The 24199-nt window shown below is 68.4% G+C and carries 22 protein-coding genes; 12 read left to right on the plus strand and 10 right to left on the minus strand.

The annotated features are described in order from the left end of the window. Nucleotides 1–58: 58 nt before the first annotated feature. The 4 genes from FBZ90_RS17210 to FBZ90_RS17225 are packed head-to-tail and all read left to right on the plus strand — an operon-like array spanning nucleotide 59 to nucleotide 7552. Nucleotides 59–2422 carry a glycoside hydrolase family 3 N-terminal domain-containing protein gene (locus tag FBZ90_RS17210; protein WP_246130466.1) on the plus strand — a complete coding sequence of 788 codons (2364 nt, stop codon included), beginning with the start codon at nucleotides 59–61 and terminating at the stop codon, nucleotides 2420–2422. 5 nt (nucleotides 2423–2427) lie between these two features. Next, on the plus strand, nucleotides 2428–5319 hold the full coding sequence (locus FBZ90_RS17215) for a glycosyl hydrolase 115 family protein (RefSeq protein WP_145733969.1): 2892 nt from the start codon (nucleotides 2428–2430) through the stop codon (nucleotides 5317–5319). A gap of 24 nt (nucleotides 5320–5343) precedes the next feature. Then, nucleotides 5344–6279 carry a polysaccharide deacetylase family protein gene (locus FBZ90_RS17220; protein WP_145733971.1) on the plus strand — a complete coding sequence of 312 codons (936 nt, stop codon included), beginning with the start codon at nucleotides 5344–5346 and terminating at the stop codon, nucleotides 6277–6279. Between the two features lie 25 nt (nucleotides 6280–6304). Next, a complete protein-coding gene (locus tag FBZ90_RS17225; protein WP_145733973.1) occupies nucleotides 6305–7552 on the plus strand; it encodes an SGNH/GDSL hydrolase family protein in 1248 nt (415 codons plus the stop codon). Between the two features lie 126 nt (nucleotides 7553–7678). Here the strand turns inward: FBZ90_RS17225 and FBZ90_RS17230 are convergent, their stop codons facing one another. Continuing rightward, nucleotides 7679–8062, minus strand: a complete 384-nt coding sequence (locus tag FBZ90_RS17230; protein ID WP_145733975.1) for a DUF1636 family protein — start codon at nucleotides 8060–8062, stop codon at nucleotides 7679–7681. A gap of 144 nt (nucleotides 8063–8206) precedes the next feature. On the opposite strand from FBZ90_RS17230, the gene FBZ90_RS17235 reads away from it, so the two are divergent. Beyond that, a complete protein-coding gene (locus tag FBZ90_RS17235; protein WP_145733977.1) occupies nucleotides 8207–9385 on the plus strand; it encodes a winged helix-turn-helix domain-containing protein in 1179 nt (392 codons plus the stop codon). On the opposite strand, the gene FBZ90_RS17240 is transcribed toward FBZ90_RS17235, so the two are convergent. Continuing rightward, nucleotides 9368–9952 carry a DUF4865 family protein gene (locus FBZ90_RS17240; RefSeq protein WP_145733979.1) on the minus strand — a complete coding sequence of 195 codons (585 nt, stop codon included), beginning with the start codon at nucleotides 9950–9952 and terminating at the stop codon, nucleotides 9368–9370. The two genes, FBZ90_RS17235 and FBZ90_RS17240, sit on opposite strands and share 18 nt — an antisense overlap. A gap of 125 nt (nucleotides 9953–10077) precedes the next feature. Then, nucleotides 10078–10653 carry a helix-turn-helix domain-containing protein gene (locus FBZ90_RS17245; protein ID WP_145733981.1) on the minus strand — a complete coding sequence of 192 codons (576 nt, stop codon included), beginning with the start codon at nucleotides 10651–10653 and terminating at the stop codon, nucleotides 10078–10080. Between the two features lie 83 nt (nucleotides 10654–10736). On the opposite strand from FBZ90_RS17245, the gene FBZ90_RS17250 reads away from it, so the two are divergent. Continuing rightward, nucleotides 10737–11267, plus strand: a complete 531-nt coding sequence (locus tag FBZ90_RS17250; protein ID WP_145733982.1) for a GNAT family N-acetyltransferase — start codon at nucleotides 10737–10739, stop codon at nucleotides 11265–11267. A 28-nt stretch (nucleotides 11268–11295) separates the two neighbouring features. On the opposite strand, the gene FBZ90_RS17255 is transcribed toward FBZ90_RS17250, so the two are convergent. Further along, nucleotides 11296–12795: a CoA-acylating methylmalonate-semialdehyde dehydrogenase gene (locus FBZ90_RS17255; RefSeq protein ID WP_145733985.1), complete on the minus strand. Its 1500-nt coding sequence runs from the start codon at nucleotides 12793–12795 to the stop codon at nucleotides 11296–11298. A gap of 109 nt (nucleotides 12796–12904) precedes the next feature. On the opposite strand from FBZ90_RS17255, the gene FBZ90_RS17260 reads away from it, so the two are divergent. The 3 genes from FBZ90_RS17260 (at nucleotide 12905) to FBZ90_RS17270 (ending at nucleotide 14976) form a co-directional block, all read left to right on the plus strand. After that, nucleotides 12905–13810, plus strand: a complete 906-nt coding sequence (locus FBZ90_RS17260) for a LysR family transcriptional regulator (RefSeq protein ID WP_145733986.1) — start codon at nucleotides 12905–12907, stop codon at nucleotides 13808–13810. A 99-nt stretch (nucleotides 13811–13909) separates the two neighbouring features. Next, nucleotides 13910–14359 carry a DUF3775 domain-containing protein gene (locus FBZ90_RS17265; RefSeq protein WP_211102127.1) on the plus strand — a complete coding sequence of 150 codons (450 nt, stop codon included), beginning with the start codon at nucleotides 13910–13912 and terminating at the stop codon, nucleotides 14357–14359. Between the two features lie 110 nt (nucleotides 14360–14469). Beyond that, nucleotides 14470–14976, plus strand: coding sequence for a YciE/YciF ferroxidase family protein (locus FBZ90_RS17270; protein WP_145733988.1), 507 nt, complete (start codon nucleotides 14470–14472; stop codon nucleotides 14974–14976). 39 nt (nucleotides 14977–15015) lie between these two features. On the opposite strand, the gene FBZ90_RS17275 is transcribed toward FBZ90_RS17270, so the two are convergent. The 3 genes from FBZ90_RS17275 to FBZ90_RS17285 form a co-directional block, all read right to left on the minus strand. Then, a complete protein-coding gene (locus tag FBZ90_RS17275; RefSeq protein WP_145733990.1) occupies nucleotides 15016–16482 on the minus strand; it encodes an alpha,alpha-trehalose-phosphate synthase (UDP-forming) in 1467 nt (488 codons plus the stop codon). 119 nt (nucleotides 16483–16601) lie between these two features. Beyond that, nucleotides 16602–17462, minus strand: coding sequence for an alpha/beta fold hydrolase (locus FBZ90_RS17280; protein WP_145733992.1), 861 nt, complete (start codon nucleotides 17460–17462; stop codon nucleotides 16602–16604). Nucleotides 17463–17524: 62 nt separating this feature from the next. Continuing rightward, a complete protein-coding gene (locus FBZ90_RS17285) occupies nucleotides 17525–18433 on the minus strand; it encodes a GntR family transcriptional regulator (protein ID WP_145733994.1) in 909 nt (302 codons plus the stop codon). Nucleotides 18434–18656: 223 nt separating this feature from the next. Between FBZ90_RS17285 and FBZ90_RS17290 the strand changes: the two genes are divergently transcribed. The 3 genes from FBZ90_RS17290 (at nucleotide 18657) to FBZ90_RS17300 (ending at nucleotide 21012) form a co-directional block, all read left to right on the plus strand. After that, nucleotides 18657–19442 carry an enoyl-CoA hydratase gene (locus FBZ90_RS17290; RefSeq protein ID WP_145733996.1) on the plus strand — a complete coding sequence of 262 codons (786 nt, stop codon included), beginning with the start codon at nucleotides 18657–18659 and terminating at the stop codon, nucleotides 19440–19442. A 51-nt stretch (nucleotides 19443–19493) separates the two neighbouring features. Continuing rightward, nucleotides 19494–19724: a hypothetical protein gene (locus FBZ90_RS17295; protein ID WP_145733998.1), complete on the plus strand. Its 231-nt coding sequence runs from the start codon at nucleotides 19494–19496 to the stop codon at nucleotides 19722–19724. 208 nt (nucleotides 19725–19932) lie between these two features. Then, nucleotides 19933–21012, plus strand: a complete 1080-nt coding sequence (locus FBZ90_RS17300) for a branched-chain amino acid aminotransferase (RefSeq protein ID WP_145734000.1) — start codon at nucleotides 19933–19935, stop codon at nucleotides 21010–21012. A gap of 13 nt (nucleotides 21013–21025) precedes the next feature. Here FBZ90_RS17300 and FBZ90_RS17305 read toward each other — a convergent pair whose 3' ends face one another. The 3 genes from FBZ90_RS17305 to FBZ90_RS17315 are packed head-to-tail and all read right to left on the minus strand — an operon-like array spanning nucleotide 21026 to nucleotide 24197. Further along, nucleotides 21026–22537, minus strand: coding sequence for an FAD/NAD(P)-binding protein (locus tag FBZ90_RS17305; RefSeq protein ID WP_145734002.1), 1512 nt, complete (start codon nucleotides 22535–22537; stop codon nucleotides 21026–21028). 26 nt (nucleotides 22538–22563) lie between these two features. Continuing rightward, a complete protein-coding gene (locus FBZ90_RS17310; RefSeq protein WP_145734003.1) occupies nucleotides 22564–23346 on the minus strand; it encodes an ABC transporter ATP-binding protein in 783 nt (260 codons plus the stop codon). Next, complete coding sequence (locus FBZ90_RS17315) at nucleotides 23346–24197, minus strand: ABC transporter permease (RefSeq protein ID WP_145734005.1); 852 nt, start codon at nucleotides 24195–24197, stop codon at nucleotides 23346–23348. Before FBZ90_RS17315 ends, FBZ90_RS17310 begins: the two co-directional genes overlap by 1 nt. Nucleotides 24198–24199 lie beyond the last annotated feature (2 nt).

A 24199-nucleotide genomic window follows, 5' to 3' on the forward strand; every position in this document is an offset into this window, starting at 1 on the left:
GGGCCGGGTGTCCGGGCATCCGGATGCCTTAAAAGAATAACGATAGGGAGAAGCCAACGTGCATACCCGCCACACCTCCGTCCGCCGCCTGGTCCTGGCCGGCGTCGCCGCCGTGGCCATCAGCGCCGTCGCCCATGCCGCCGACAAGCCCGCCGTCTATAAGGACCCCGCCGCACCGCTGCCCGCCCGCGTGGACGATCTGCTGGCGCGCATGACCCTGGATGAGAAGGTGGCCCAGTTGATCGCCGTCTGGGATCACAAGCCCGCCATCTTCGACGCGTCCATGAATTTCGACCCCACCAAGGCCAGCGGCGTCTACCCCAACGGCCTGGGACAGTTCACCCGTCCCAATGATGAGAAGGGCAGCGGCTCCCTGCGCACGCAGCGCTGGCGCGACACCAGGGGCACGGTCGCCATGGTGAACGCCGTCCAGCATTGGGCGGTTGAAAAGACACGGCTGGGCATCCCCGTGCTGTTCCATGAAGAAGGGCTGCACGGCTATCCCTCCATCGGCCCCACCAGCTTCCCCCAGGCCATCGCCCAGGCCAGCAGTTGGGACCCGGACCTGATCCGCCAAGTCGATGGCGTTGTCGCCCGCGAGATCCGCGTGCGTGGTGTCAGCCTGGTGCTGTCGCCGGTGGTGGACGTGGCCCGCGACCCGCGCTGGGGCCGTATCGAGGAGACCTTCGGCGAGGATCCCTACCTGGCGGGGGAAATGGGCGTGGCCGCCGTCCAGGGCCTGCAGGGGGACAGCTTGCCCCTGGCCGATGGCAAGGTCTTCGCCACGTTGAAGCACCTGACCGGCCACGGCCAGCCGGAAAGCGGCACCAATGTGGGCCCGGCCTCCCTGGGTGAACGCACGCTGCGCGAAATGTTTTTCCCGCCGTTCGAGCAGGTGATCCACCGCACCAACGTGCGCGCCGTCATGGCCTCCTACAATGAGATCGATGGCGTGCCCAGCCATGTGAACACCTGGCTGCTACAGGACGTGCTGCGCGGGGAATGGGGCTATAAGGGCGCCGTCATTAGCGACTATTCCGGCGTCGACCAGCTGGTCAGCATCCACCATGTGGTGCCGGACCTGCCGGCGGCGGCCATCCGCGCCATCAAGGCCGGCGTGGACGCCGATCTGCCGGACGGCGAGTCCTATGCCAGCCTGGCGGACAGCGTGCGCGCCGGAAAGGTGAAGGAAGAGGTCATCGACCGCGCCGTGCGCCGCATCCTGGAACTGAAATTCCAGGCGGGACTGTTCGAACATCCCTACGCCGATGCCGACCAGGCGGAGGCCCTGACCGGCAACGGCGAGGCGCGGGCCGTGGCGCTGAAGGCGGCGCAGAAGGCGGTGGTGTTGCTGAAGAACGATGGCGTGCTGCCGCTCGACACCGCCAAGGTGAAGACCCTGGCCGTCATCGGCCCCAACGCCGCCGTGGCCCATCTGGGCGGCTATTCCGGCCAGCCCAAGCAGACCGTCAGCATCCTGGACGGCATCAAGGCCAAGGTGGGCGCGCGCGTGAAGGTGACCTATGCCGAAGGCGTGCGCATCACTAAGGGCGACGACTGGTATGGCGACACGGTCGAATTGGCCGATCCGCAGGAAAACGCCCGGCTGATCCAACAGGCCGTCGCGGTGGCCAAGGCCGCCGACCACATCGTCCTGGTCATCGGCGACAACGAACAGACCAGCCGCGAGGGCTGGGCCAAGAACCACCTGGGCGACCGCGACAGCCTGGACCTGGTGGGGCAGCAGAACGACCTGGCCAAGGCGCTGTTCGCCCTGGGCAAGCCGGTGGTCGTGGTGCTGCAGAACGGCCGGCCGCTGTCGGTGGTGGACGTGGCGGCCAAGTCCAACGCCTTGATCGAGGGCTGGTACCTGGGTCAGGAGGGCGGCACCGCCATGGCCGATGTGCTGTTCGGCGACGTGAACCCGGGCGGCAAGCTGCCGGTCACCATCCCGCGTTCCGTCGGGCAATTGCCCATGTTCTACAACAAAAAGCCCAGCGCCCGGCGCGGCTATCTGTTCGACACCACCGACCCGCTGTTCCCCTTCGGCTATGGCCTCAGCTACACCACCTTCGACGTGGGGCCCCCGCGCCTGTCAACGCCCACCATCCGCAAGGACGGCACGGTCACCGTGTCGGTGGATGTGAAGAATACCGGCAAGCGGGCGGGGGATGAGGTGGTGCAGCTGTACCTGCACCAGCAGGTCGCCTCCGTCACCCGGCCGGTCAAGGAACTGAAGGGCTTCCAGCGCATCACCCTGGCCCCGGGCGAAAACCGCACGGTGACCTTCACCGTCGACGCGCAGGCGCTGGGCCTGTGGAACCAGGATATGAAGCGGGTGGTGGAACCGGGGGCCTTCGACATCATGGCGGGCGACAATTCCGTCGACCTGAAGACCGCCGTGCTGACGGTCACGGAGTGAGATCCATGAAGCGCCTTGCCCGCTCGCTTCTGGTGGCCGCCGCCGCCATCGCGCTGTCGCCTCAGGCCTGGGCCCTGGGGCAAGTTCCCTATGTCGAGGGCCAGGCCACGCCCGGTGGCTTCGCCATCGTCCAGGGCGGTGTCGCCGCCCCCCTTCATGTCGATGCCCAGGATTATGCCGGCGTGCAACGTGCCGTGCGCGACCTGGCGGCCGACATCGGCAAGGTCACCGGCGTCACCCCCGCCGTCGCCACGGAGGGGAAGGGTGCCGGCGGCCTGCCCATCCTCCTGGTGGGCACGCTGGGCCACAGCCCCACCATCAACCGGCTGGCGGCGGAGGGGAAGATCGACGTCACCGCCATCAAGGGCAAGTGGGAGGCCTTTCGCATCCAGGTGGTGGCCAACCCGGCACCGGGGATCGCCAGCGCCCTGGTCATCGCCGGCAGCGACAAGCGCGGCACCATCTATGGCCTGTACGACGTCTCGGAACAGATCGGCGTGTCACCCTGGGCGTGGTGGGCCGACGTGCCGGTGCGCCACCGCGACAGCCTGTACGTCAAGGCCGGCACCTATGGCGAGGACCCCGCGCCGGTCAAATACCGGGGCATCTTCCTGAATGACGAAGCGCCGGCCCTGACCGGCTGGGCCCGGGAGAAGTTCGGCGGCCTGAACCACCAGTTCTATGAGCATGTCTTCGAACTGATCCTGCGGCTGAAGGGCAACTACCTGTGGCCCGCCATGTGGGGCAACGCCTTCAACGAGGATGACCCGCTGAACCCCAAGATCGCCGATGAATACGGCATCGTCATGGGCAATTCCCATCACGAGCCCATGCTGCGGTCGCAGCAGGAATGGAAGCGCCACGGCACCGGCCCCTGGGACTATGCCCAGAACGGCGCGGTGCTGCGCCAGTTCTGGACGGACGGGGTCCGCCGCAACAAAGATTATGAGAGCATCGTCACCATCGGCATGCGCGGCGACGGCGACATGCCCATGACCGGCGACGCGGCGGCGGCCAACACCGCCTTGCTGGAAAAGATCGTGGCCGACCAGCGCCAGATCCTGGCCAAAGAGGTCAACCCCGATGTCACCCAGATCCCGCAAATCTGGGCGCTCTACAAGGAAGTGCAGGAGTATTACGAGAAGGGCATGCGCGTGCCCGACGACGTGACCCTGCTGTGGTGCGACGACAATTGGGGTGACGTCCGCCGCCTGCCCACGGCGGAGGAGCGCAAGCGCCCCGGCGGGGCCGGCATGTACTATCACTTCGACTATGTCGGCGATCCCCGGAACTACAAGTGGATCAACACCAACTCCATTCCTAAGATCTGGGAACAGATGAACCTGACCTTGGAATATGGCGCCGACCGGGTGTGGATCGTGAACGTGGGCGACCTGAAGCCCATGGAGTTGCCCATCGAGTTCTTCCTGGATTACGCCCGCAACCCCAGCCGCTGGCCCAAGGAGAAGTTGCCGGAATTCACGGCGGCCTGGGCGGAGCGGGAGTTCGGGCCGGAGCATGCGGCCGAGATCGCGACCCTGGTCACCCGCTACGGCATGCTGATCAGCCGCCGTAAGCCCGAACTGCTGGATGCCAACACCTTCAGCCTGACCGATTACCGCGAGGCGGAACGGGTGGTGGCGGACTACCAGGACCTGGTGGCGAAGGCGGAAGCCATCCACCAGGCCCTACCGGCCGATGCCCGCGACGCCTTCTTCCAACTGGTGCTGCATCCCGCCAAGGCAGCGGCCCAGGTGACGGAGATGTATGTGGCCGTCGGCCGCAACCGTCTTTATGCCGACCAGGGACGCGCCTCCGCGAACGCGGAGGCCGCCAAGGCGCGGGCCCTGTTCCAGGCCGATGCCGACCTGACGAAGCAGTACCACGCGCTGAACGGCGGCAAGTGGAACCACATGATGGACCAGACCCACATCGGCTACACCTACTGGCAGGAGCCGCACGCCAACGTGATGCCGGAGGTGCGCGAACTCACCCTGCCGACCGAAGCGAAGCTGGGTGTGGCGGTGGAGGGGAGCCGGCAGGCCTGGCCCGCCCTGGACGGCAAGCCGGTGAAGGACGCCGCCGTTCTGCCGGACCTGGATGTCGCCAATAAGCCAAGCCGGTACATTGATATCTTCAACCGGGGATCAAAGCCCTTCGCCTACACCGCCAAGGCCAGCGCGCCCTGGATCATCCTGAGCCAGGTCAAGGGCACGGTGACGGCCGACACCCGCCTGCAGGTGGCCGTGGATTGGGCCAAGGCGCCGGCGGGTACCAGCCCGGGCAGCGTCACGATTAGCGGTGCCGGGAGCAGCGTCACCGTCCACCTGCGGGCCCTGAACACGCCAGCACCGCAGGATGGCCAGCCGGCCTTCGTCGCCGCCGACGGCTATGTGTCCATGGAGGCGGAGCACTACACCGGCAAGGCCGACGCCGGCGGGGCCGCCTGGGAGAAGATTCCGAACTATGGCCGCACCCTGTCCGGCCTGGCGCCGTTCCCCGTGACCTCCGCCAGCTTCGCGGCCGGCCAGGGGCCGCGCCTGGATTATCGCGTCTACCTGCCGGCGGGGGGGGCGGTGACGGTGCAGGCCATCGTCGGCCCCACGCTGAACTTTGTGCCGGGGCGCGGTTTGCGCTATGCCGTCGCCATTGATGACGAGGCGCCGCAGGTGGTGGATATCCTGGCCATGAATGGGGTCGCCAACTGGTCGAAGGCGGTGCAGGACAACGCGCGCAAGCCCACCAGCCACCACACGGTGGCCGGCGCCGGCTATCACACCGTCCACGTTTGGATGGTGGATCCGGCGGTCGTGCTGACCAAGCTGGTGGTGGACCTGGGCGGGGTGAAGCCCAGCTATCTGGGGCCGCCGGAAAGCGCCCGGGTGGCGGCACGATAAGAAAAGGGTGGGGAAGGAAACATCATGCGTCTGAAGCGATTGCTGGCCCTGGCCGCCGGGCTGATGCTGACCGCCGCGCCGGTCCTGGCGCGGGAGGGGGCGCAGGACGCGCCCGTGCAGGTGGCCTTGACTATGGACGACCTGCCGGTGCATGGCCCCCTGCCGCCGGGCCTGACCCGGGCGGAAGTGGCACGCCGCGTGCTGGCGGCCTTCAAGACCGCCGGGGTGCCGGAGGTCTATGGCTTCGTCAACGCCAAAGGCTTGGAGGAGGGCGACGATGCGGCCCAGGTGCTGACCCTGTGGCGCCAGGCCGGCTATCCCTTGGGCAACCATGTTTACGCCCATGACGACCTGCACGGCCACGACGTGGCCGCCTTCACCGCCGCCGTCACCGCCGATGAGGCGGCGCTGAAGCACTATATGGGCGATGCGGACTGGCACTGGCTGCGTTTCCCCTATCTGCATATCGGGGAAACGCCGGAAAAGCGGCGGGCGGTCGCGGCCTTCCTGAAGGACCACGGCTATCGCGTGGCCGAGGTGACGCTCAGCTTCAACGATTACCTCTACAACGCGCCCTATGCCCGCTGCATGGCCAAGGGTGACCAGGCGGTGGTGGCGCAGTTGCGCCAGAACTACCTGGACCGGGCGGCCGAATCGCTGACCATCGGGCGGCAGCAGGCGCGGACGCTGTACGGCCGCGATGTGCCCCATGTCATGCTGCTGCACATCGGGGCCTTTGAGACGGTGATGCTGCCGGAACTGCTGTCGCTGATGAAGGCGCAGGGCGCGACCTTCGTGCCGCTGGCCCAGGCGGAAGCGGACCCCATCTACGCCCCCAACCCGGACGCCCCGTCCGACGGCACGGGCGGCCTGCTGGACCGCGAGATGGCCAGCCGCCATCTGCCCACGCCGGCACACAGCCCCGATCCATCCCCCTGGCTGGACACCGTGTGCCGCTGACGCCCCTACATCGAGGATACGCCTGATGCGCTTCCGTTCCCTTTTCCTGGCCGGGGTGTTGTTGGCCTCGACCGCTGCTTTCGGGGTCGCCCAAGCGGCAAATGCGATCCAACCAGACGCCACCAAGTGGGTGGGCAGTTGGATGGCGTCCGCCCTGGCGGGCGGTGCCGATTCCGCGCCGCCGGCGCCCGGCTTCACCGACGCCACCTTGCGCCAGGTGGTGCACCTGACCTTGGGCGGCGCCCGTGTGCGTTTCCGCCTGTCCAACGCCTTCGGCACGGCGCCGCTGACCATCCCCGGCGCCCATGTCGCCCTGTCGGCGAAGGAGGGAAAGACGCCCAGCGCCGCCATCCGCGCCGGCAGCGACCACGCCCTGACCTTCGACGGCCAACCATCCGTCACCATTCCCGCCGGCGGCATGGTCTGGTCCGATCCGGTGGACATGGCCGTGCCCGACATGGCGGACCTGGCCGTCAGCCTGCGCCTGAAGGACGTGCCGGCCACGGTCACCGCGCACCCTGGTTCCCGCGCCACCAGCTATATCGCCACCGGTGACGCCCTGGCCGCCGCCGACCTGCCCGGCGCCGTTCCCGTCACCCACTGGTACATCCTGACCGGCGTGGATGTGCAGGCGCCAGCGGCGGCCAATGCCGTCGTGGTGCTGGGCGACAGCATCACCGACGGACGCGACAGCACGACCGACGGCAACGGCCGTTGGACGGACGCGCTGGCCCGGAACCTGCTGCGGGGCAAAAGCCCCGTGGGCGTGCTGAACGCCGGCATCGGCGGCAACCGCCTGCTGCTGGACGGCATCGGCCCCCGCGCGCTGGACCGGCTGGATCGCGACGTGCTGGACCAGACGGGCGTGCGCTGGGTCATCGTGCTGGAGGGCATCAACGACCTGGCGACGGCCCTGAAGGCGGAGGAACGCAAGGAGGTGGCGGCGACACCGGAAGCCATCATCGGGGCCTACCGCCAGATCATAGCCCGCGCCCATGCGCGCGGGCTGCTGGTCTATGGCGCCACCATCCTGCCCTGCCAGGGCATCGGTTATTGCGCCCCGGCCATGGAGCCGAACCGCCAGAAGGTGAATGCCTGGATTCGCGGCAGCGGCGCCTTCGACGCCGTCATCGACCTGGACCGCACGCTGGAGGATCCCAAGAACCCCGGCCATCTGTTGCCGGAGGCCGACGGCGGTGACCACCTGCATCCGGGGGACACCGGCTATCGCCTGATGGCGGAGGGCACCGACCTCGCGCTGTTCGCTCGCTAAGCGTTCCCTCAATCGCCAGGCGGCCACGTCCGTGGCCTTGGCTTCCTCTCTCCGCCCTGCGGTGCTCGCTTCGGCGGACGCAGTCGCGTCCTAAACAACATGAGGCTAGGCCTCATGTTGTTGGAGTCACAGCGCCGCCGGCGGGATCTTCGCCAGGATGCCGGAGCGGAAGGGGCCGGGGCGGTCGCCCCGCATCAGCACGCCGGTGTCGCTGGCGGCGTACTGCGCGGCCAGGTCCAGGGCGGCGGCGGCCGTTTCGGGCGTCGGCGCCTTGTCGCAGAACAGGTAGCTGGGCTTGCCCGGGCCCGACAGGGCCACGGTGCAGGCGCGGTCGCATCCGCTCATGCACTCCACCCCGTTCAGGGCTACCTGATCGCGCGCAGGCCACTCGGCGTGCAGGGCGGCCACGGCCTCGAACAACAGGCGGCCGTCGCGCACGGCGTCCGGGGACGCGCCCTTGGGGCGGCAGGTGACGCAGATGTGCAGGGTGTGGGAGGGCAGTTCGCTCACCGGGGGACTTCCTCAAGGCCAGAACGCGGGCGACTATGGGCTAGGTGGGGCGGCGGACGTCAAGGGGCATATCCGCCGTCACAGCGGCGGCGTCCGTCCACCGCTACAAGATCAACTTTCCCGTGCCTCCAGGATCGCGGCCCGATGCCAACCACGCCCGTCGAGATTTCCGCCGCCCGCGCCCGCCATCTGTGGCTGGCGGCCCAGCGCCTGCTGGACGCGGCCCCCTTTGGCGCGGGGCCGGAGGCGGTGGCACGGGCGACCGCGCATCTGGGCTATGTCCAGATCGACACCATCAACGTCATCGAGCGCTGCCACCACCACATCCTGCAGACGCGCATCCCCGACTACGCGCGGGCTGACCTGGCGGCGGCGCAGTCGGTGGACAAGTCGGTCTTCGAATATTGGGCGCACGCCCTGGCCTACATCCCCACGGCCGACTATCGCTATTTCGCGCCCGACATGCGCCAGATTCGGGATAATCCGCCGCCCCACTACGCCGCCATCAACCGGCGCGACTACGCCGCCCTGTTGCGCCGTATCGGGGAGGAGGGGGCGCTCAGCATCCGCGACATCGACGATGAGGTGCTGGTGGAGAAGGAGCATCTGTGGGCCAGCCGCAAGCCATCCAAGCGCCTGCTGAACTTCGGCTTCTACAACGGCGACCTCGCCATATCCCGCCGCGACGGCATGCTGAAGGCCCATGAGCTGACCGACCGCCACTTCGGATGGGAGCGGCGGCCCCGCCCGGCGACGCCGGGGCAAGTGGCCGATTATCTGTTGACCCGGGCGCTGCGCAGCCAAGGCGTCGTCAGCCTGGAGTCCATCTGCTACGGCAACCCCAGCCTGAAGGCCCAGGTTCTGCCCCTGATCGAGAAGGCGATGCGCGCCCGCCGCCTGGCGCCAGTGATCCTTGCCGGGGCGGAGAAGGTGCCCCATTGGGCCGAAGCCGCGGTGCTGGAAAGCACGCTGCCGCCCGTGCCGGCCCACCTGGTGCACATCCTGTCGCCTTTCGACCCCCTGGTCATCCAGCGCAAGCGGCTGGAGGCCATCTTCGGCTACGCCCACCGGTTCGAGGCTTATGTGCCGGCGGCCAAGCGGGTGCTGGGCTATTTCGCCCTGCCGGTGCTGGTGGGCGATGAGATCGTGGCCGCGCTGGACCTGAAGACCGACCGCCAGGCCGGCCGCCTGCTGGTGCAGCGCTGGACCTGGATGGTGCCGGAACGGCCGGACCTGAAGACCGCCATCGAGGAAGCGCTGGGCCGCTTCCAGCGCTTCCAGTTGGCGCCCCAGGCGGCAGCGCCGTCAGTCCTGACGGCTTGAGGGCAAGGTTTCCAGCAAGGGCCGGGCCAGCTGCAACACCTGATGGATCACCGCTGTGGGCGGAAGGCCCGTCGGCTCCTCCGCCGTCAGGCGGATACGGGTCAGAGTCCAGGTGCGGGCGTCCACGCCCACGGCGGTGGCGATGATGTCCGCCCCCTCCGCCACCTCGCGGTTCCGCGCGATCTCATCCGTCCACACCCGGCCCAGGGCCGCGTCCACACCGATAGGCGCATTGTCCACCACGGCGAAGCGGGCGTCGCGGGCGGGGCCCTTGCGCGCGTCCAGCGCCACGCGCACGTCGATGTCGGCCCGGCCGAAGCTGTCGGTGACGGTCTTGTAGCGGTCCTGGACCAGGAAATCGCGGAAGGCCGCATCCTGCCGCCACAGGTATAGGGCGGAATATGCGTTGGCGATGGCGCCGTGCCGCCCCGCCTGGCGCAACAGGAAGCCCTTGAAATACAGGTCGGAAATGGCGGCCCAGCGCTCGGCATTGGCGGCGGCCCGCCGGTGCAGGATGTCCAGGTCGTAATCGGCCGTCAGACGGTGGCTGTAGTGCGCGATCAACATCGTGGTTCCTCCCATGGCTGCGATGCGGGGGAGGATAGCGGCGCCTTGAAGATCACATAATCATATGAATTTCTATTTCAGAGATTTGTACTTGAAATGAATGTGCGCTCAGCTCCTTGCCCGCCTCAAGGCTGAAGGATCAGCACCAGATAGGTGCAGGGCCGGTCGCCCCGGTTCTCGAACACACAGTCGGCAGGCGGGCCCAGTTCCAGGCTGTCGCCGGCCGCCAGGCGGTGCTCGATGTCGCCCTCGGTGAAGGTCAGCTCGTTGGTCAGCACGTGGATGATGTGGCGGGTGAAGGCGTAGGCCGAGGCGGGGAAGGGCACGCGGGCGCCCGCCGGCAGGTCGATGTGCACCAGCTCCAGCGGCAGCTCCGACCCCGGCGGGGGTGCCACCAGGCGGCGGACATAGCCGGTGGCGGGGTCGCGCCAACTGCGCTGCTCCCCCGCGCGCAACAGGCGGCGGCGTCCGTCATCCTCCGCGCGGGCCAGCAGCGCCGATAGGGTCATGCCGAAGGCGCCCGACAGCCGGCCAAGCAGAGAGGCGGTCGGGCTGCTTTCCGCCCGCTCGATCTTGTTGATCATGGCGCGCGATACGCCAGCGCGCTCCGACAGGTCGGTCAGCGACCAGCCGCGCGCCTCACGCTCCACCCGGATGCGGGCGCCCAGCCGCGCGTCCAGCTCATCACCGTTTCCCGTCATAGGCTGACCGAACCCCACTTGCCGACAGCAGCATCGTATCACATAGTGGACGCGATGAAACTATAGTGAACGGATCGCCCATCATGACCCAGACCGTTACCATCCGCCCAGCCACCCTGGACGATCTGGAAGGCATCCGCGTCATCTACAACCACGCGGTGGCGCACACGACGGCGATTTGGAACGAGGTGCAGGTGGATCTGGAGAACCGGCGCCAATGGTTCGAGGCGCGTCTGGCCCGGAATTTCCCGGTGCTGGTCGCGGTGGCAGAGGGGGAGGGGCAGGGGCAGGTCGTGGGCTACGCCGCCTATGGCGACTGGCGGCCCTTCGACGGTTTCCGCCATTCGGTGGAGAATTCCGTCTATGTGGCGCCCGAGGCGCAGGGGCGTGGGGTAGGGCAGGCGCTGCTGCGCGCCCTGGTGGATTGCGCGCGGGAGCGCGGCATCCACCGCATGATCGCGGCCATCGCCAGCGAGAACGCCATTTCCATCGCCCTGCACGCCAAGGTCGGCTTTCGCACCGTGGGCGTCTTTTCCGAGGCCGGCACCAAATTCGGGCGCTGGCTGGACCTGACCTTCATGGAACTGGCGGTGGGACGGGGCCAGCCGACCTGAGGCCGGCCCCGTCCTCCCTCCCCAGGCTTCAGCCCATCGTGGGGATCACGAAGCTGGCGCCCTCCTTGGTGCCGGAGGGCCAGCGCGAGGTGACCGTCTTGGTCTTGGTGTAGAAGCGCACGCTGTCCGGCCCGTGCTGGTTCAAATCGCCGAAGCCGGAGCGCTTCCAGCCGCCGAAGGTGTGATAGGCCAGCGGCACGGGGATGGGTACGTTCACGCCCACCATGCCCACGTTTACCCGGCTGGTGAAATCGCGGGCGGTGTCGCCGTCGCGGGTGAAGATGGCCACGCCGTTGCCGTAGGCGTGCTCATTGGGCAGGCGCAAGGCCTGCTCATAGCTGTCGGCCCGCACCACGGACAACACCGGGCCGAATATCTCGTCCTGGTAAATCTTCATGTCCGGGGTGACGTGGTCGAACAGGCTGCCGCCGATGAAATAGCCGTTCTCGTGTCCCTGCATACGGAAGCCACGGCCATCCACCAGCAGCTTGGCGCCCTCCTTGACGCCGGTGTCAATGTAGCCGCGCACGCGGTCCAGCGCCTGGCGGGTGACCAGCGGGCCATAGTCCGCCCCCTCATCGGTGGACAGGCCCACGCGCAGGGATTCCACGCGCGGCACCAGCCGTTCCACCAGGGCGTCCGCCGTGCCCTTGCCCACCGGCACGGCGACCGAGATGGCCATGCAGCGCTCACCGGCGGAGCCATAGCCGGCGCCGATCAGCGCGTCCACCGCCTGGTCCATATCGGCGTCGGGCATGATGATCATGTGGTTCTTGGCGCCGCCGAAGCACTGGGCGCGTTTCCCATGCTGGGCCGCCGTGGCGTAGATGTAGTTGGCGATGTCGCTGCTGCCGACGAAGCCCACGGCCTGGATGCGCGGATCGGTCAGCAGCGTGTCCACCGCCACCTTGTCGCCGTTCACCACGTTGAAGATGCCCTCGGGCAGGCCGGCCTCCAGGAACAGCTCCGCCAGGCGCAGGGGCACCGACGGGTCGCGCTCCGACGGTTTCAGCACGAAGGCGTTGCCGCAGGCGATGGCGGGGGCCGCCTTCCACAGCGGGATCATGGCCGGGAAGTTGAAGGGCGTGATGCCGGCGACCACGCCCAGGGGCTGGCGCATGGAATAGACGTCGATGCCAGGGCCGGCGCTGTCGGTGTATTCCCCCTTCAGCAGGTGGGGGATGCCGATGGCGAATTCCGCCACCTCCAGCCCGCGCTGAATGTCGCCCTTGGCGTCGGCGATGGTCTTGCCATGTTCGGAAGACAGCAACCGCGCCAGGCTGTTCATGTCGCGGTTCACCAGGTCCACGAACTTCATCAGCACGCGCGCCCGGCGCTGCGGGTTGGTCGCGGCCCAGGCCGGCTGCGCCGCCGTGGCGTTGGCGATGGCCGCCTCCACCTCATCCTGGCCGGCCAGCGGCACCTTGGCCTGCACCTCGCCGGTGTTGGGGTCGAACACGTCGCCGAAGCGGCCGGACGTGCCGGCAACGGCGTGCCCGCCGATGAAATGGGTCAATTCCCGGGCCATGGGCCTTCCTCTCCTGCTGTGGGACCGCTGTTGTTTTGCGGAAGTTAAGCATTCATATTCCTGCACGTACAGGGCGGATATTCGCCATTGGTTGTGCATGGATTCCCACATGGAAAGCTCTTTTGACTGGGATGCCCTGCAATCCTTCCTGGCCGTGGTCCGCGCGGGCAAGCTGACCGCCGCCGCCCGGCGCATGGGTGTGGATCATTCCACCCTCAGCCGGCGCATCGCCGACCTGGAGCGCACCCTGCAGACCCAGCTGTTCACCCGCAGCGTCCAGGGCTATGCCCTGACCCCACAAGGGGAGAAGCTGCTGGCCTCGGCCCAGGCCATGGAATCCGTGGCGCTGGGCATCCTGGGCGAGGTCGCGGGCTCCAGCCTCAAGGTGGCGGGCACGGTGCGCATCGGTGCGCCCGACGGCTTCGGCACCGTATTCCTGGCGCCCCGCCTGGGCGACCTGGGCGCGGCACACCCGGATCTGGTGGTGGAACTGGTCACCACCCCCCGCCTGTTCAGCCTGACCAAGCGCGAGGCCGACATCGCCATCGGCCTGGCCCCGCCGCGGGAGGGGCGGCTGCATGCCCGCAAGCTGACGGATTACCGTCTGGGGCTGTACGCCGCCGTCGACTATCTGGAGCGCCGGGGGGCGCCGCAGCGCCGCGCCGACCTGCGCGACCACCGCCTGATCGGCTATGTCGGGGAACTGATCTACGCGCCGGAGCTGGATTACATCCCCCTGATCGAAAAGGATCTGGTGCCCAGCATCACCAGTTCCAACCTGCTGGCCCAATACCACATGACCCTGGCGGGGCAGGGGCTGTGCGTCCTGCCCTGCTTCATGGCGGGGCAGGAGCCACGCCTGCGGCGGGTCCTGCCCGACACGGTGTCCCTGACCCGGTCCTTCTGGCTGATCGTCCATTCCGATCTGCGCGCCTTGGCGAGGGTGCGCATCACCTCCGACTTCATTGTCGAGGCGGTGCGGGCGGAGCGGCCGATCTTCCTCCCGGACGCCTAGCGCCGGCCGACCGGAACTTTGCCGCGCCACCGCCGGTTTCCTTCCGCATTCAGGAGGCCGCATTCAGGAGGCCGCATTCAGGAGGGAGGCATATCCAAGATGACCACGACGCAGGACATGGACGGCGACACCACCCCGGCGGTGGAATTGAACATCAGCCCGGAAAAGGTCTGCTTCATCATCGTCAAGGCGCGGGAATTCGATGTGAAGGTCGATCCGGTGGAGCCGGACCCCGGCTCCAATCCTGCTGACGATGGTGAGCGCGGGGTGCTGGAGGATTACGCCGATGACCCCACCCAGGCGGAACTGGTGGGGGCCATCACCTCCCTGAACGAGGATGAGGTGGTGGATCTGATCACCCTGGCCTGGATCGGCCGGGGCGATTACACAGCCGCCGACTGGGAGGAGGCGCGGGCCCTGGCGGCCGAGCGTCATCGGGGGGTATCGGCCCGCTACCTCATCGGCATTCCCACCCTGGGCGATTTCCTGGAGGAAGGCTTGGCCGCGCTGGGCCACTCCTGCGAGGAGTTCGAGGTCAACCGCCTGTAAGCGCCGGACGGCACGCCCCCGGAACCATTACGGGGGCGTGCCGATTGACTGTCCGTCGGCGCTGACGGTGCCGGCCAGCGAAGATACCCGTCCCATCCCGGAGGAAAACCATGGGCTTGTTCACCAAGGACATCGAGACGATGAACGACCTGTTCGTGCATCAGCTCAAGGACATCTATTACGCGGAAAAGCGCATCCTGAAGGCGCTGCCCGACATGATCGAGAAGGCGACCAACCCGGAACTGAAGCAGGGCTTCCAAACCCATCTGCGCGAAACCGAAGGCCAGATCAGCCGGCTGGAGCAGGTGTTCCGCCAGCATGGCGTGGAGCCCGAGGCCGTGAAGTGCCCCGCGATCGACGGCATCATCGATGAGGCGGACGACATCGCCGGCGACGTCGATGACAAGCAGGTGCTGGATGCCGCCCTGGTCGCCGCGGGCCAAGCGGTGGAGCATTACGAGATCTCCCGCTACGGCACGCTGGTGACCTGGGCCAAGCTGCTGGGCCGCGACGATTGCGCCGCCCTGCTGCATCAGAACCTGGAAGAGGAAAAGGCTACGGACGAGAAGCTGACCATGCTGGCCAAGTCCCACATCAATGCCATGGCCGCCGAATAAACACCGTCCGGCGCGGCGCCTTTTCCTTGTGGGACCGCGTCAGCCGGAGCCTGCCCGTTCCACCATTCCCTCCTTGGCCGCCCCTTTCGCCACCGCGCGGGGGGCGGCCTTTTTCCTCACTGTGCCCCGCTGACCCACGGTGCCCCGGCCCGCCAGCGCCTCGGCAAAGGCTTCACCCCAGGCAAGGGCCGTCTTGTCCTTGATGACGTCCCACAGGCTTTGCCACCGCTCGCGCCGCTCTTCCAGCGGCATGGTCAGCGCACGGCGCAGGGCCGCCTGGATTTGATCAGGGTCGTAGGGGTTGACCTGCAGGGCGGCCTGCAACTGGGTGGCGGCGCCGGCGAAGCGGGACAGGATCAGTACACCGGGATCCGACGGGTCTTGCGCCGCCACGAACTCCTTGGCCACCAGGTTCATGCCGTCGCGCAAAGGGGTCACCAGGCCCACCCGGGCATGCCGCATGTAGCTGGCGACCGTGGTGCGGGTACTGCTTTGCGTCACCAGCTTCAACGGGGTCCAGTCGGGGTCGGCATTGGCGCCGTTGGTGGCGCCCGCGACCTTCTCCAACTCCCGCAACAGGCTGCGATAGGCCTGCACCCCTTCACGCGACTTCGCGGCGATCTGCAGGAAGCTGACGCGCCTGCGCCAGTCGGGCTCCGCCGCCAGGAACTGCTGATAGGCCGTCAGCCGCTCCGCCAAGCCCTTGCTGGGGTCCAGCCGGTCGACACCCAGCACCAGGGCGCGGTCGCGCAGGTTGTGGGCCAGATCCTGGGCCGGCGCACGCTGCATGGCCGCCTCTGTGACGCGCGCGAACTCCCGCGCGTCGATCTCCACCGGGAAAACGCCCAGGCGCACGGTGCGCTCCCCCAGCTTCAGGCCCATGCGGCCCACCCGCCGAGCCCCGGCGTACTGCGCCGCCGTCTGCGCGAAATGCTCCGCATCGGTCGCGGTCTGGAAGCCGATGAGGTCGGCGGACAGGACATCGCGCACCAGGGCCAGCAGGCCCTCCGATATGGCGGCCACCACCGGCGGGGGAAAGGGGATGTGCAGGAAAAAGCCGATGGGGTTGGACACCCGCAGCTCCCGCAGGGCCGCCGGCACGGCCAGCAACTGATAATCCTGCACCCAGATCAGATCACCACGTTTCAGCAGCCCCTTCAGCGCCTGGGCAAAGCGCACATTCACCGCGCGGTAGGTTTCCAGCTCATGCGGGTGGAAGCGCACCACACCGGGCAGGATGTGCATCAAGGGCCACAGGACGCTGTTGGAGAAACCGAGATAGTATTTGCGGTGTTCTTCCGGCGTCAGGTCGATCATGGCGCAACTGACACCCTGCCGGTCGACGAGGCGCGGTTCCGCGGCCGGCTTCTCGGTCAGCGCGTCGCTCCATCCGAACCACAGCCCCTTGTGCCGCCGCAAAAGGTCGGCCAGCGCCACCACCAGGCCGCCGGCCTGTGGCGTACCGGCGGCCGGGACCCGGTTGGAAACGATGACCAGGCGCTTCATGGATGCCCCCTGAATGGTGTCTGCCCACGCAGGCAACATTCCAGGTTCGTTCCGGTTCCCGGCCCCGGCTGAAAAACGCGCGGTGCTTCAAGGGTTTCCCTTCTTGTCAGTCAACCAGGTCAGCCAACCAGGAAGGGCCGCACCACCGCCAGGAAATCCGCCAGCCGGTCGTGATGCGGCCAGTGGCCGGCGTCCGGGATCAGGGCCGTGCGTCCCTGTTTGAACAGGGCGGCGGCACCATTGGTCTCCGGGTCCTGCACCCAGCTTTTGGCGCCGGTGACCAGCAGGGTAGGGCAGGCAACGGCCGCCCACAGGTCCGTCAGTTCATCCACGCTGACGCGGAAAGGAAAGGCGGTGCGGACATAGTTGTCGAATTTCCAGCTGTAGGTGCCGTCCTCGTTCCGGTGCAGGCCATGAACCGTCAGATGGTGCGCCTGCTCGGCCGACAGGAAGCTGTTCTCCGCCTGCATGCGGGCCTCGGCCTCCTCCAGAGTCTGGTATTTGCGCGGGCCGCGGGCGGACAGTTCATGCACCTTCTCCACCCAGGCGCGGAAGCGCTCCGGCAGGGGTTTCTGCTCCCGCAGCTCCTGCAAGGGCCAGGTGCCCTCCACCACCGCCAGCCGCTCCACCAGCTCGGGATAAAAGCTGGCCAGGAACAGTGCCGCCGCGCCGCCGTAGGAATGGCCCATGACCACGACCTTGCGGCCCGCCCGCTGGCGCAGCAACTGCACCAGGTCGGCCACCACCTCCGCCAGGGTGTAGGCGCCGCCCGGCGACCAGGCGGAGTCGCCATGGCCGCGCAGGTCCGGCGCCAGGATGTGGAAGTCGCGCACCAGCTCCTCCGCCACCCAATCCCAGCTGCGGGAGTGGTCGCGGCCGCCATGGACCAGCAGCAGCGTGGGCTTGTCCTCACGTCCCCATTCCACATAGTGCAGACGCAGGCGGTCGGAGAAATAGAAGCGTGACACAGGCCCGTTCATTGGCTTCTTCCCTGTCTTGTTATGAGGGCGGAACGAAATAGGCCGCCCTTTTGTTCGTCCCTTCAATCCCGCGCGGCGATGGACTCCCGCTCCACCTCCGGCGACACCCAGTCCAGCATCAGCCGATTCTGCCGCCGCGCCAGCAGCACGGCCATCTCCGGGTCGCGGGCCAGGATGGCGTCCACGATGCGTAGGCGGCCTGTGCGCCAGTGGGCGCAGCGGTCAGGATGGCCCTGGAAGACACGCAGGTTGGCATCACGCTGGCCGAATTCGAACAGGGTGCGATGAAACAGCTCCAGGGCCGGGTTGCCCGCCATGCGCATGAGGATGGCGTAGAGCGCCACCTCGTCCCGCACCACGTCGGCGGCCAGGTAGGTCACCTCCCGCCGGTCGACCAGATGCTGGCGGAACTCCGCCAAATCCAGCCGGGCGTCCACGGTGTCGGTCAGCGCTGCCAGGCGCGCGGCCTCGACATTCACCAGTTGGAAGGCGTCCAGCACGTCGCGCACCGTGGTCTGGCGCAGCCGCAGGTACAGCGCCGCCGCCTGGGTGACGGCGCCGATGTCGGGCCGCCTACCATAGTAGCCGCCGCCATTGCCCCGGCGGACCACCAGTAGCTGCTCCTGCTCCAGGATGCGGGCGGTCTGGCGCAGGGTGGGACGGCTCAACCCGTAACGGGCCAGCAACTCCTCCTCCGAGCCCAAGGGCGCGCCGTCGGGCAGGGCCAGGATCTCATCACGCATCCGCCGTGCCGCCTGGGCCGGCGCCCCGCCCCGGGAGGGTTGGGCCCGGGGCGTCTTTGCAGTCTGGGTGGTCACGTTGCTAGGTTCACAGGTACCGGTTTGGGGTGGGAGAGCCCGCGGATCGCGCCGGATCATTTCAGGATTGGCGCTAACAGGCAACCTTTCGGGCCTCCACCCTTCGGTGGACCCGTCGCGCGCGTGAGGCGCGCGCGGTTGACCGAGGGCCATTCGCAAACTTCGCAATACCCCTTTCCAGCCTTCACTCCCTTTTCCTAGCCAGGCCTGGCGGATCGCTGAATAATCCCCTCAACCATCGATCTTCGCTTGCCCGTCCGTCACCGAAGGGTAGGGATGACAGGGCAGGCGCGCACGTCACTTGCGGACCCGGCGCAGCCCGGGGTCCCGCCGGCGCCGGCGGGAAGACGCCAATAATCCTGGAGAGGATGCCCCCATGTCCGAGTTCACGTACGAGAACATCCTGGTCGAGGTGCGCGGCCCCGTGGCCCTGATCCGCCTGAACCGGCCCAAGGCACTGAACGCCCTGTCCGACGGCCTGGTGACGGATCTGCAGCACGCGCTGGACCGGCTGGAGGATGACGACGCCATTGGCGCCATCGTGGTGACGGGCAGCGAGAAGGCCTTCGCGGCCGGTGCCGACATCAAGGAGATGAAGGACAAGTCCTACATGGACGCCTATCTGGGCGACTTCATCACCAAGAAGTGGGGCCGGTTGGCCACCTGCCGCAAGCCGACCATCGCGGCCGTCGCCGGTTACGCCCTGGGGGGCGGCTGCGAACTGGCGATGATGGCGGACATCCTGCTGGCGGCGGACACCGCCAAGTTCGGGCAGCCGGAAATCACCATCGGCACCATTCCCGGCGCCGGCGGCACCCAGCGCCTGACCCGCGCCATCGGCAAGGCCAAGGCCATGGAGCTGGTGCTGACCGGCCGCATGATGGACGCCGCGGAGGCCGAGCGCGCCGGCCTGGTGGCGCGCATCGTGCCGGCGGCCGATCTGGTGGAAGAGGCCGTGCGGGTGGCGGAGAAGATCTGCGGCTACTCCCGCCCGGCGGTGATGATGGCCAAGGAGGCGGTGGACCGGGCGTTTGAACTGACGCTGACCGAGGGCCTGCGGTTCGAGCGCCGGCTGTTCCATTCCACCTTCGCGCTGGAAGACCAGAAGGAAGGCATGAGCGCGTTCGCGGAAAAGCGCCCGCCCCAGTTCAAGGGCCGCTGAGGGACTCCAGGCCAGCAGGCCCATGCTTTTCACAGTATTGGAATCGAGATCATGCGTAGTGCCGTGAAAGTGGGTGCCGCCCGCTCCTGGGATGAGGAAAGCCTGGCCCGGCTGATTGCCATGAACGCGGCCGGGCAGGACGACCGGGAAATCGCCCAGGCGCTGGGCAGGACCGTGGCGTCCGTCCAGCACAAGCGCCACCTGCTGCGCCTGGCCACCCCCGTCGATCATCGCCGGGGCCGGCGCATGCGCCTGGACGACGCGACGGCGGCGGCTCTCTGATCCGACCAGCCGGCCCGGTAATGATCGTCCCACGGGGCGCCCGCGCGCGTTCTTTTCGGCGTGCCGCGGGGCTGATTTTGTTTCGATCTGATCCCGCCGCTAGGCAGCTTTGAAAATCCGCCGTACCACCTCGACCCTAAAATGCATGACCGTATCCGGCCGGTGGATCGGTTAGGCTACCGTCCTGGGGACACGAAGGCTTGAGAAGATGACGTTCACGATAAACCGCACCTCCACTCCGACCGACGCCGCCACCCTGGCGCGCATCCTGGAAAACCCGGGCTTCGGCAAGGTCTTTACCGACCACATGGTGACCATCCGCTGGACGGAGGGGCAGGGCTGGCACGATGCCACGGTAACGGCGCGGGTCCCGTTCTCGCTCGACCCGGCTTCGGCCGTGCTGCATTACGCCCAGGAAATCTTCGAGGGGATGAAGGCCTACCGGGCGGCCGACGGCGGCGTGACCCTGTTCCGCCCCGATGCCAATGCCAAGCGCTTCCGGGAATCGGCCGAGCGCATGGCCATGCCCCTGATCCCGGAAGATCTGTTCCTGGAGGCGGTGGAACAGTTGGTGCGCATCGACCAGGATTGGGTTCCCGGCGGTGAAGGCAGCCTGTACCTGCGCCCCTTCATGTTCGCCAATGAGGCCTTCCTGGGCGTGCGGCCGGCGTCGGAATACATCTTCTGCGTCATCGCCTGCCCCGTGGGCGCCTACTTCAAGGGGGGCGCCAAGGCCATCACCATCTGGGCGCCGGAGAACTACACCCGCGCGGCGCCCGGTGGCACCGGTGCCGCCAAGTGCGGTGGCAATTACGCCGCCAGCCTGATCGCCCAGCTGGAGGCCAGCAAGCATGGCTGCGACCAGGTGGTGTTCCTGGACGCGGCGGAGCATCGCTGGATCGAGGAACTGGGCGGCATGAACGTCTTTTTCATCCGCGACGACGGCAGCCTGCTGACGCCGCCGCTGACCGGCACCATCCTGCCCGGCATCACCCGCGACAGCATCATCCAGCTGGCCCGCTCGCTGGGCCGCACCGTGGTGGAACAGCCCTATTCCCTGGCCCAGTGGAAGGAGGACGCCGCCACCGGCCGCGTGCGGGAGGCCTTCGCCTGCGGCACCGCCGCCGTGCTGGCCCCCATCGGCACCGTCCGTACCGCCGAGGGTGACTTCGTCATCGGCAATGGCGAGGGCGGGGCGACCACCGCCGACCTGCGGGAACGCCTGGTCGGCATGCAGCGTGGCAGCCAGGCCCCGCTGGTGGAGAGCTGGGTGCGCCGGGTTATTTGACCGTAACGCGTGTTCAGGCGGGCATCCGGCTGCGGGTGCCCGCCTTGGATTTTTCCGCCCCTGATTTTTCCGGGCCGCCTTGGCCCGGCAGGCGCTTGGCCACGGATCGCGCTACTTCCTCCGCATGGATCAGCACCTGGGGCAGCCCCATCAGCTCACCAAAGGTGGCACGGGCTAGGGGGCCGGCCACCCACAGCGTCTCATCGGGCAGCCCGCGGGCGTCCAGGACGCGGCTTTGCTCATCCACGGCGATGCCCAGCCCCAGCGCGTCGGGGCGCAGGCGGCCCGAGGTGACCAGGGGGGCGAGGGCCGGGACGGCATCAATCAGATGGTCGTGCGCGGGGCCGGTGGCCACCACCACCACGTCCACGATGCGCGTGAGGGCCGCCCCACCGCGTCGGGGGCGCAAGGTGGCGCGGATCCCCTCCGGCCCGGCGGCTATGTCGGCCAGGCTGGCCGCCAAAATCTCAAGCTGTCCCCGCGCCTGCATCTTCTGGATGGTCGCCTCCGGCTGCGGGGCGATGCGATAGCGGTGCGCGTCCCAGAAGGGGCGCAGGTGGCGCAGCACCTTGCGCTTCTCCTCCAAGGGCAGGGCCTGCCAGACGGCGCGGGCGTCGCGGCGCACAGCGTCCAGCACCGCCTGCCACGGCCGGCCCTCCACCTCCGCCGCCGTGACCGTGGCGCGGATGCGGCGCAGCAGGGCCAGGGCCGTCCGCTCCGGCCGGGTGGTGAAATCGCCCACCAGGTCGGTCGCGTCCAGGGCATGCCCCCGGGGCGTCAGCCCACGACGCGAGAAGACGGTGACGGGCCCCCGGTGCCCGCCCGCGTCCAGGCTGGCGACGATGTCCGCCATGGTGAGGCCCGAGCCCACCACCAGCACGCGGGCGTCGGGGGCCACGGCCTCCAAGGCGCCAGGCGCCCAGGGATTGGCGATCAGGCGCGGGTCATCGCCCAGAGCTTGCGTCAGGATGCGGGGCGGGGCGGGCGGGGGATGGCTGGTGGCGATGATGACCACGTCGGCCACCAGGCGGGCGCCATTCTCCAGCGCCACGGCATAGCCGATGGACTGTCCCGGCGGCGCGTCGCGGGGGATGGGGGTGACGGCCGCCGCGCGCCGCTGCACATGCCGGATATGGGCGGGGCCGTCCGAAGCCGCCTGTTCCCGCACCAGCCCGTCGAGATAGCGCCCGAACTCCAGCCGGCTGGCGAAAATATGCCCGCCCTTGACCAGGGCCTGGGGATCGGTGGCCAGCACGCCGGAGCGGCGCAGCCAGCGGTCGAAATGCCCCATGTCGGCGGAAAAGGCACTCATGCGCGCCGCCGGCACGTTGATGCGATGCTGCGGGTCGGGCGTGGAATAGGCGACCCCGCCACCCAGCAGGGGACGCGGCTCCACGATGTCAATGTCCACGGGTACGGTCACGGCCCGGGCCAGGTGCAGGGCGGCGACGGCCCCGCTGAACCCGCCGCCCAGGATGACGACGCGGGGGGCGGCGCGATGGTGGGGCGTGTCACCCAGTGACATGGGGGAACCCGATCAAGTGATACCGTTCATAGGGCGGCGGCGGTCAGGCTGTCGGGTGCCAGAGTGTCAGGCGCCAGCGATTGGTTCAAGGCGGCACGTAGCCGCCTTTTATGAACTTCAAAATTATGGGCGTCGCGGTCCCGGGGGCGGGACAGGGCCACCGTCTGGATGTCGTCGACCCGGCCGGGGCGGGGCCGCAGGGTCACCACGCGGTCGGCCAGCACCAGCGCTTCCTCAATATCATGGGTGACCAGCACCAGGGTCGGCCGGTCGAAGGCCCACAATTCCAGCAGATGGTCCTGCAGGGCGGTGCGGGTCAGGGCGTCCAGGGCCGAGAATGGCTCATCCAGCAGCAGCACTTGCGGCCGAGTGACCAGCGCCCGCGCCAAAGCCGCGCGCTGCGCCTGGCCGCCCGACAGTTCCCGCGGCCAGGCCTGGGCATGTTCGGCCAAGCCCACCCGCTCCAGCGCCAGGGCCACGCGCACGGCGCGCTCGCCGGCATCCAGCGAGGACAATCCGAAACCGACATTCTCCGCAACCGTCAGCCAGGGCAGCAGGCGCGGCTCCTGGAACACCAGGCCCACGGCCGGATGGGGCCCGCGCACCACGTCGCCGCCCACCCTCACCGATCCGGCGTTGGGCGTTTCCAAGCCGGCGACCAAGCGCAACAGTGTGCTCTTGCCGCAGCCGGAGCCGCCGACGATGGCCAGGATTTCGCCCGCCGACACGCTGAGGTCGATGCCAGCCAGGGCGCGCAGGCCATTGGGGTAGGTCTTGGCCAAGCCAGCGATCTCCACCGCGACACTCATCACCGTCCCCCCTGATAGGCGTCCTGCCAGCGCAGGGCCGGCTTGAACAGTGCCATAAGCAGGGCATCCGCCATCTTGCCCAGCAGGGCGAACACCAGGATGGCGGCGATGATCTGGTCCGGCTTGCCCAGTTGCTGGCCATCCACCAGCAGATAACCGATGCCCTCCGACGCGCCCATGTACTCGGCCGCCACCACGAACATCCAGCCGAGGCCCAATCCGGTGCGTAGCGCCACCACCAGCGCCGGCAGGATGGCGGGCAACAGGATGCGCCGCGCCAGGGCCAGTCCGGACAGCCGATAGATGCGCCCCACTTCCACGATCTTGCGATCCACCCCCAGCACCGCCGCCATGACGCCGAGGTAGACGGGAAAGAAGACGCCCACCGCGATCAGCGCCACCTTGGACGTCTCGAAAATGCCCAGCCACAGCAGGAACAGGGGCACCCAGGCCAGGGAGGGGATGGCGCGCAGTCCTTGCAGGGCCGGGTCCACCAGGCGGCGGAACAGGGGCGAATAACTGGCCGCGAGGCCGGACAGGATGCCGGCGGCACCGCCCAGGACGAAGCCCGCGCCAACGCGGGCGGCGGTGGCGCCGACATGGGGCCACAGCTCGCCGGACCGGGCCAGTTTCCACAGGGCTGCGGCCACCCGGCTCGGCGGGGGCACCAGGCGGCCGCTGGCCAGGCCGGCCTGCACCACGATTTCCCACCCCGCCGCCGCCAGCAGCGGCAGGGCCAGGCCCAGCAGCAGGGGGCGCCAGTCCGGCCAGGCCACGCGCCAGGGGCGGGGGCCGGCGGCGGCGGTGGCCAACGTCCCGTTCTCCAGCCCCGCCGTCGCCTCCACCGTCATGG

Origin of the sequence: Nitrospirillum pindoramense (assembly GCF_007827955.1) — a bacterium.
GTDB classification, from domain to species: domain Bacteria; phylum Pseudomonadota; class Alphaproteobacteria; order Azospirillales; family Azospirillaceae; genus Nitrospirillum; species Nitrospirillum amazonense_B.

What these genes read in the sequence shown, in the direction of transcription:
- FBZ90_RS17270 (WP_145733988.1), top strand. Translation starts at nt 14,470, where the DNA reads ATGGGCTTGTTCACCAAGGACATCGAGACGATGAACGACCTGTTCGTG.
- FBZ90_RS17250 (WP_145733982.1), top strand. Translation starts at nt 10,737, where the DNA reads ATGACCCAGACCGTTACCATCCGCCCAGCCACCCTGGACGATCTGGAA.
- FBZ90_RS17255 (WP_145733985.1), bottom strand. Translation starts at nt 12,795, where the DNA reads ATGGCCCGGGAATTGACCCATTTCATCGGCGGGCACGCCGTTGCCGGC.
- FBZ90_RS17225 (WP_145733973.1), top strand. Translation starts at nt 6,305, where the DNA reads ATGCGCTTCCGTTCCCTTTTCCTGGCCGGGGTGTTGTTGGCCTCGACC.
- FBZ90_RS17285 (WP_145733994.1), bottom strand. Translation starts at nt 18,433, where the DNA reads ATGGCCCTCGGTCAACCGCGCGCGCCTCACGCGCGCGACGGGTCCACC.
- FBZ90_RS17315 (WP_145734005.1), bottom strand. Translation starts at nt 24,197, where the DNA reads ATGACGGTGGAGGCGACGGCGGGGCTGGAGAACGGGACGTTGGCCACC.
- FBZ90_RS17300 (WP_145734000.1), top strand. Translation starts at nt 19,933, where the DNA reads ATGACGTTCACGATAAACCGCACCTCCACTCCGACCGACGCCGCCACC.
- FBZ90_RS17265 (WP_211102127.1), top strand. Translation starts at nt 13,910, where the DNA reads ATGACCACGACGCAGGACATGGACGGCGACACCACCCCGGCGGTGGAA.
- FBZ90_RS17280 (WP_145733992.1), bottom strand. Translation starts at nt 17,462, where the DNA reads ATGAACGGGCCTGTGTCACGCTTCTATTTCTCCGACCGCCTGCGTCTG.
- FBZ90_RS17240 (WP_145733979.1), bottom strand. Translation starts at nt 9,952, where the DNA reads ATGTTGATCGCGCACTACAGCCACCGTCTGACGGCCGATTACGACCTG.
- FBZ90_RS17235 (WP_145733977.1), top strand. Translation starts at nt 8,207, where the DNA reads ATGCCAACCACGCCCGTCGAGATTTCCGCCGCCCGCGCCCGCCATCTG.
- FBZ90_RS17260 (WP_145733986.1), top strand. Translation starts at nt 12,905, where the DNA reads ATGGAAAGCTCTTTTGACTGGGATGCCCTGCAATCCTTCCTGGCCGTG.
- FBZ90_RS17215 (WP_145733969.1), top strand. Translation starts at nt 2,428, where the DNA reads ATGAAGCGCCTTGCCCGCTCGCTTCTGGTGGCCGCCGCCGCCATCGCG.
- FBZ90_RS17310 (WP_145734003.1), bottom strand. Translation starts at nt 23,346, where the DNA reads ATGAGTGTCGCGGTGGAGATCGCTGGCTTGGCCAAGACCTACCCCAAT.
- FBZ90_RS17220 (WP_145733971.1), top strand. Translation starts at nt 5,344, where the DNA reads ATGCGTCTGAAGCGATTGCTGGCCCTGGCCGCCGGGCTGATGCTGACC.
- FBZ90_RS17305 (WP_145734002.1), bottom strand. Translation starts at nt 22,537, where the DNA reads ATGTCACTGGGTGACACGCCCCACCATCGCGCCGCCCCCCGCGTCGTC.
- FBZ90_RS17275 (WP_145733990.1), bottom strand. Translation starts at nt 16,482, where the DNA reads ATGAAGCGCCTGGTCATCGTTTCCAACCGGGTCCCGGCCGCCGGTACG.
- FBZ90_RS17295 (WP_145733998.1), top strand. Translation starts at nt 19,494, where the DNA reads ATGCGTAGTGCCGTGAAAGTGGGTGCCGCCCGCTCCTGGGATGAGGAA.
- FBZ90_RS17290 (WP_145733996.1), top strand. Translation starts at nt 18,657, where the DNA reads ATGTCCGAGTTCACGTACGAGAACATCCTGGTCGAGGTGCGCGGCCCC.
- FBZ90_RS17245 (WP_145733981.1), bottom strand. Translation starts at nt 10,653, where the DNA reads ATGACGGGAAACGGTGATGAGCTGGACGCGCGGCTGGGCGCCCGCATC.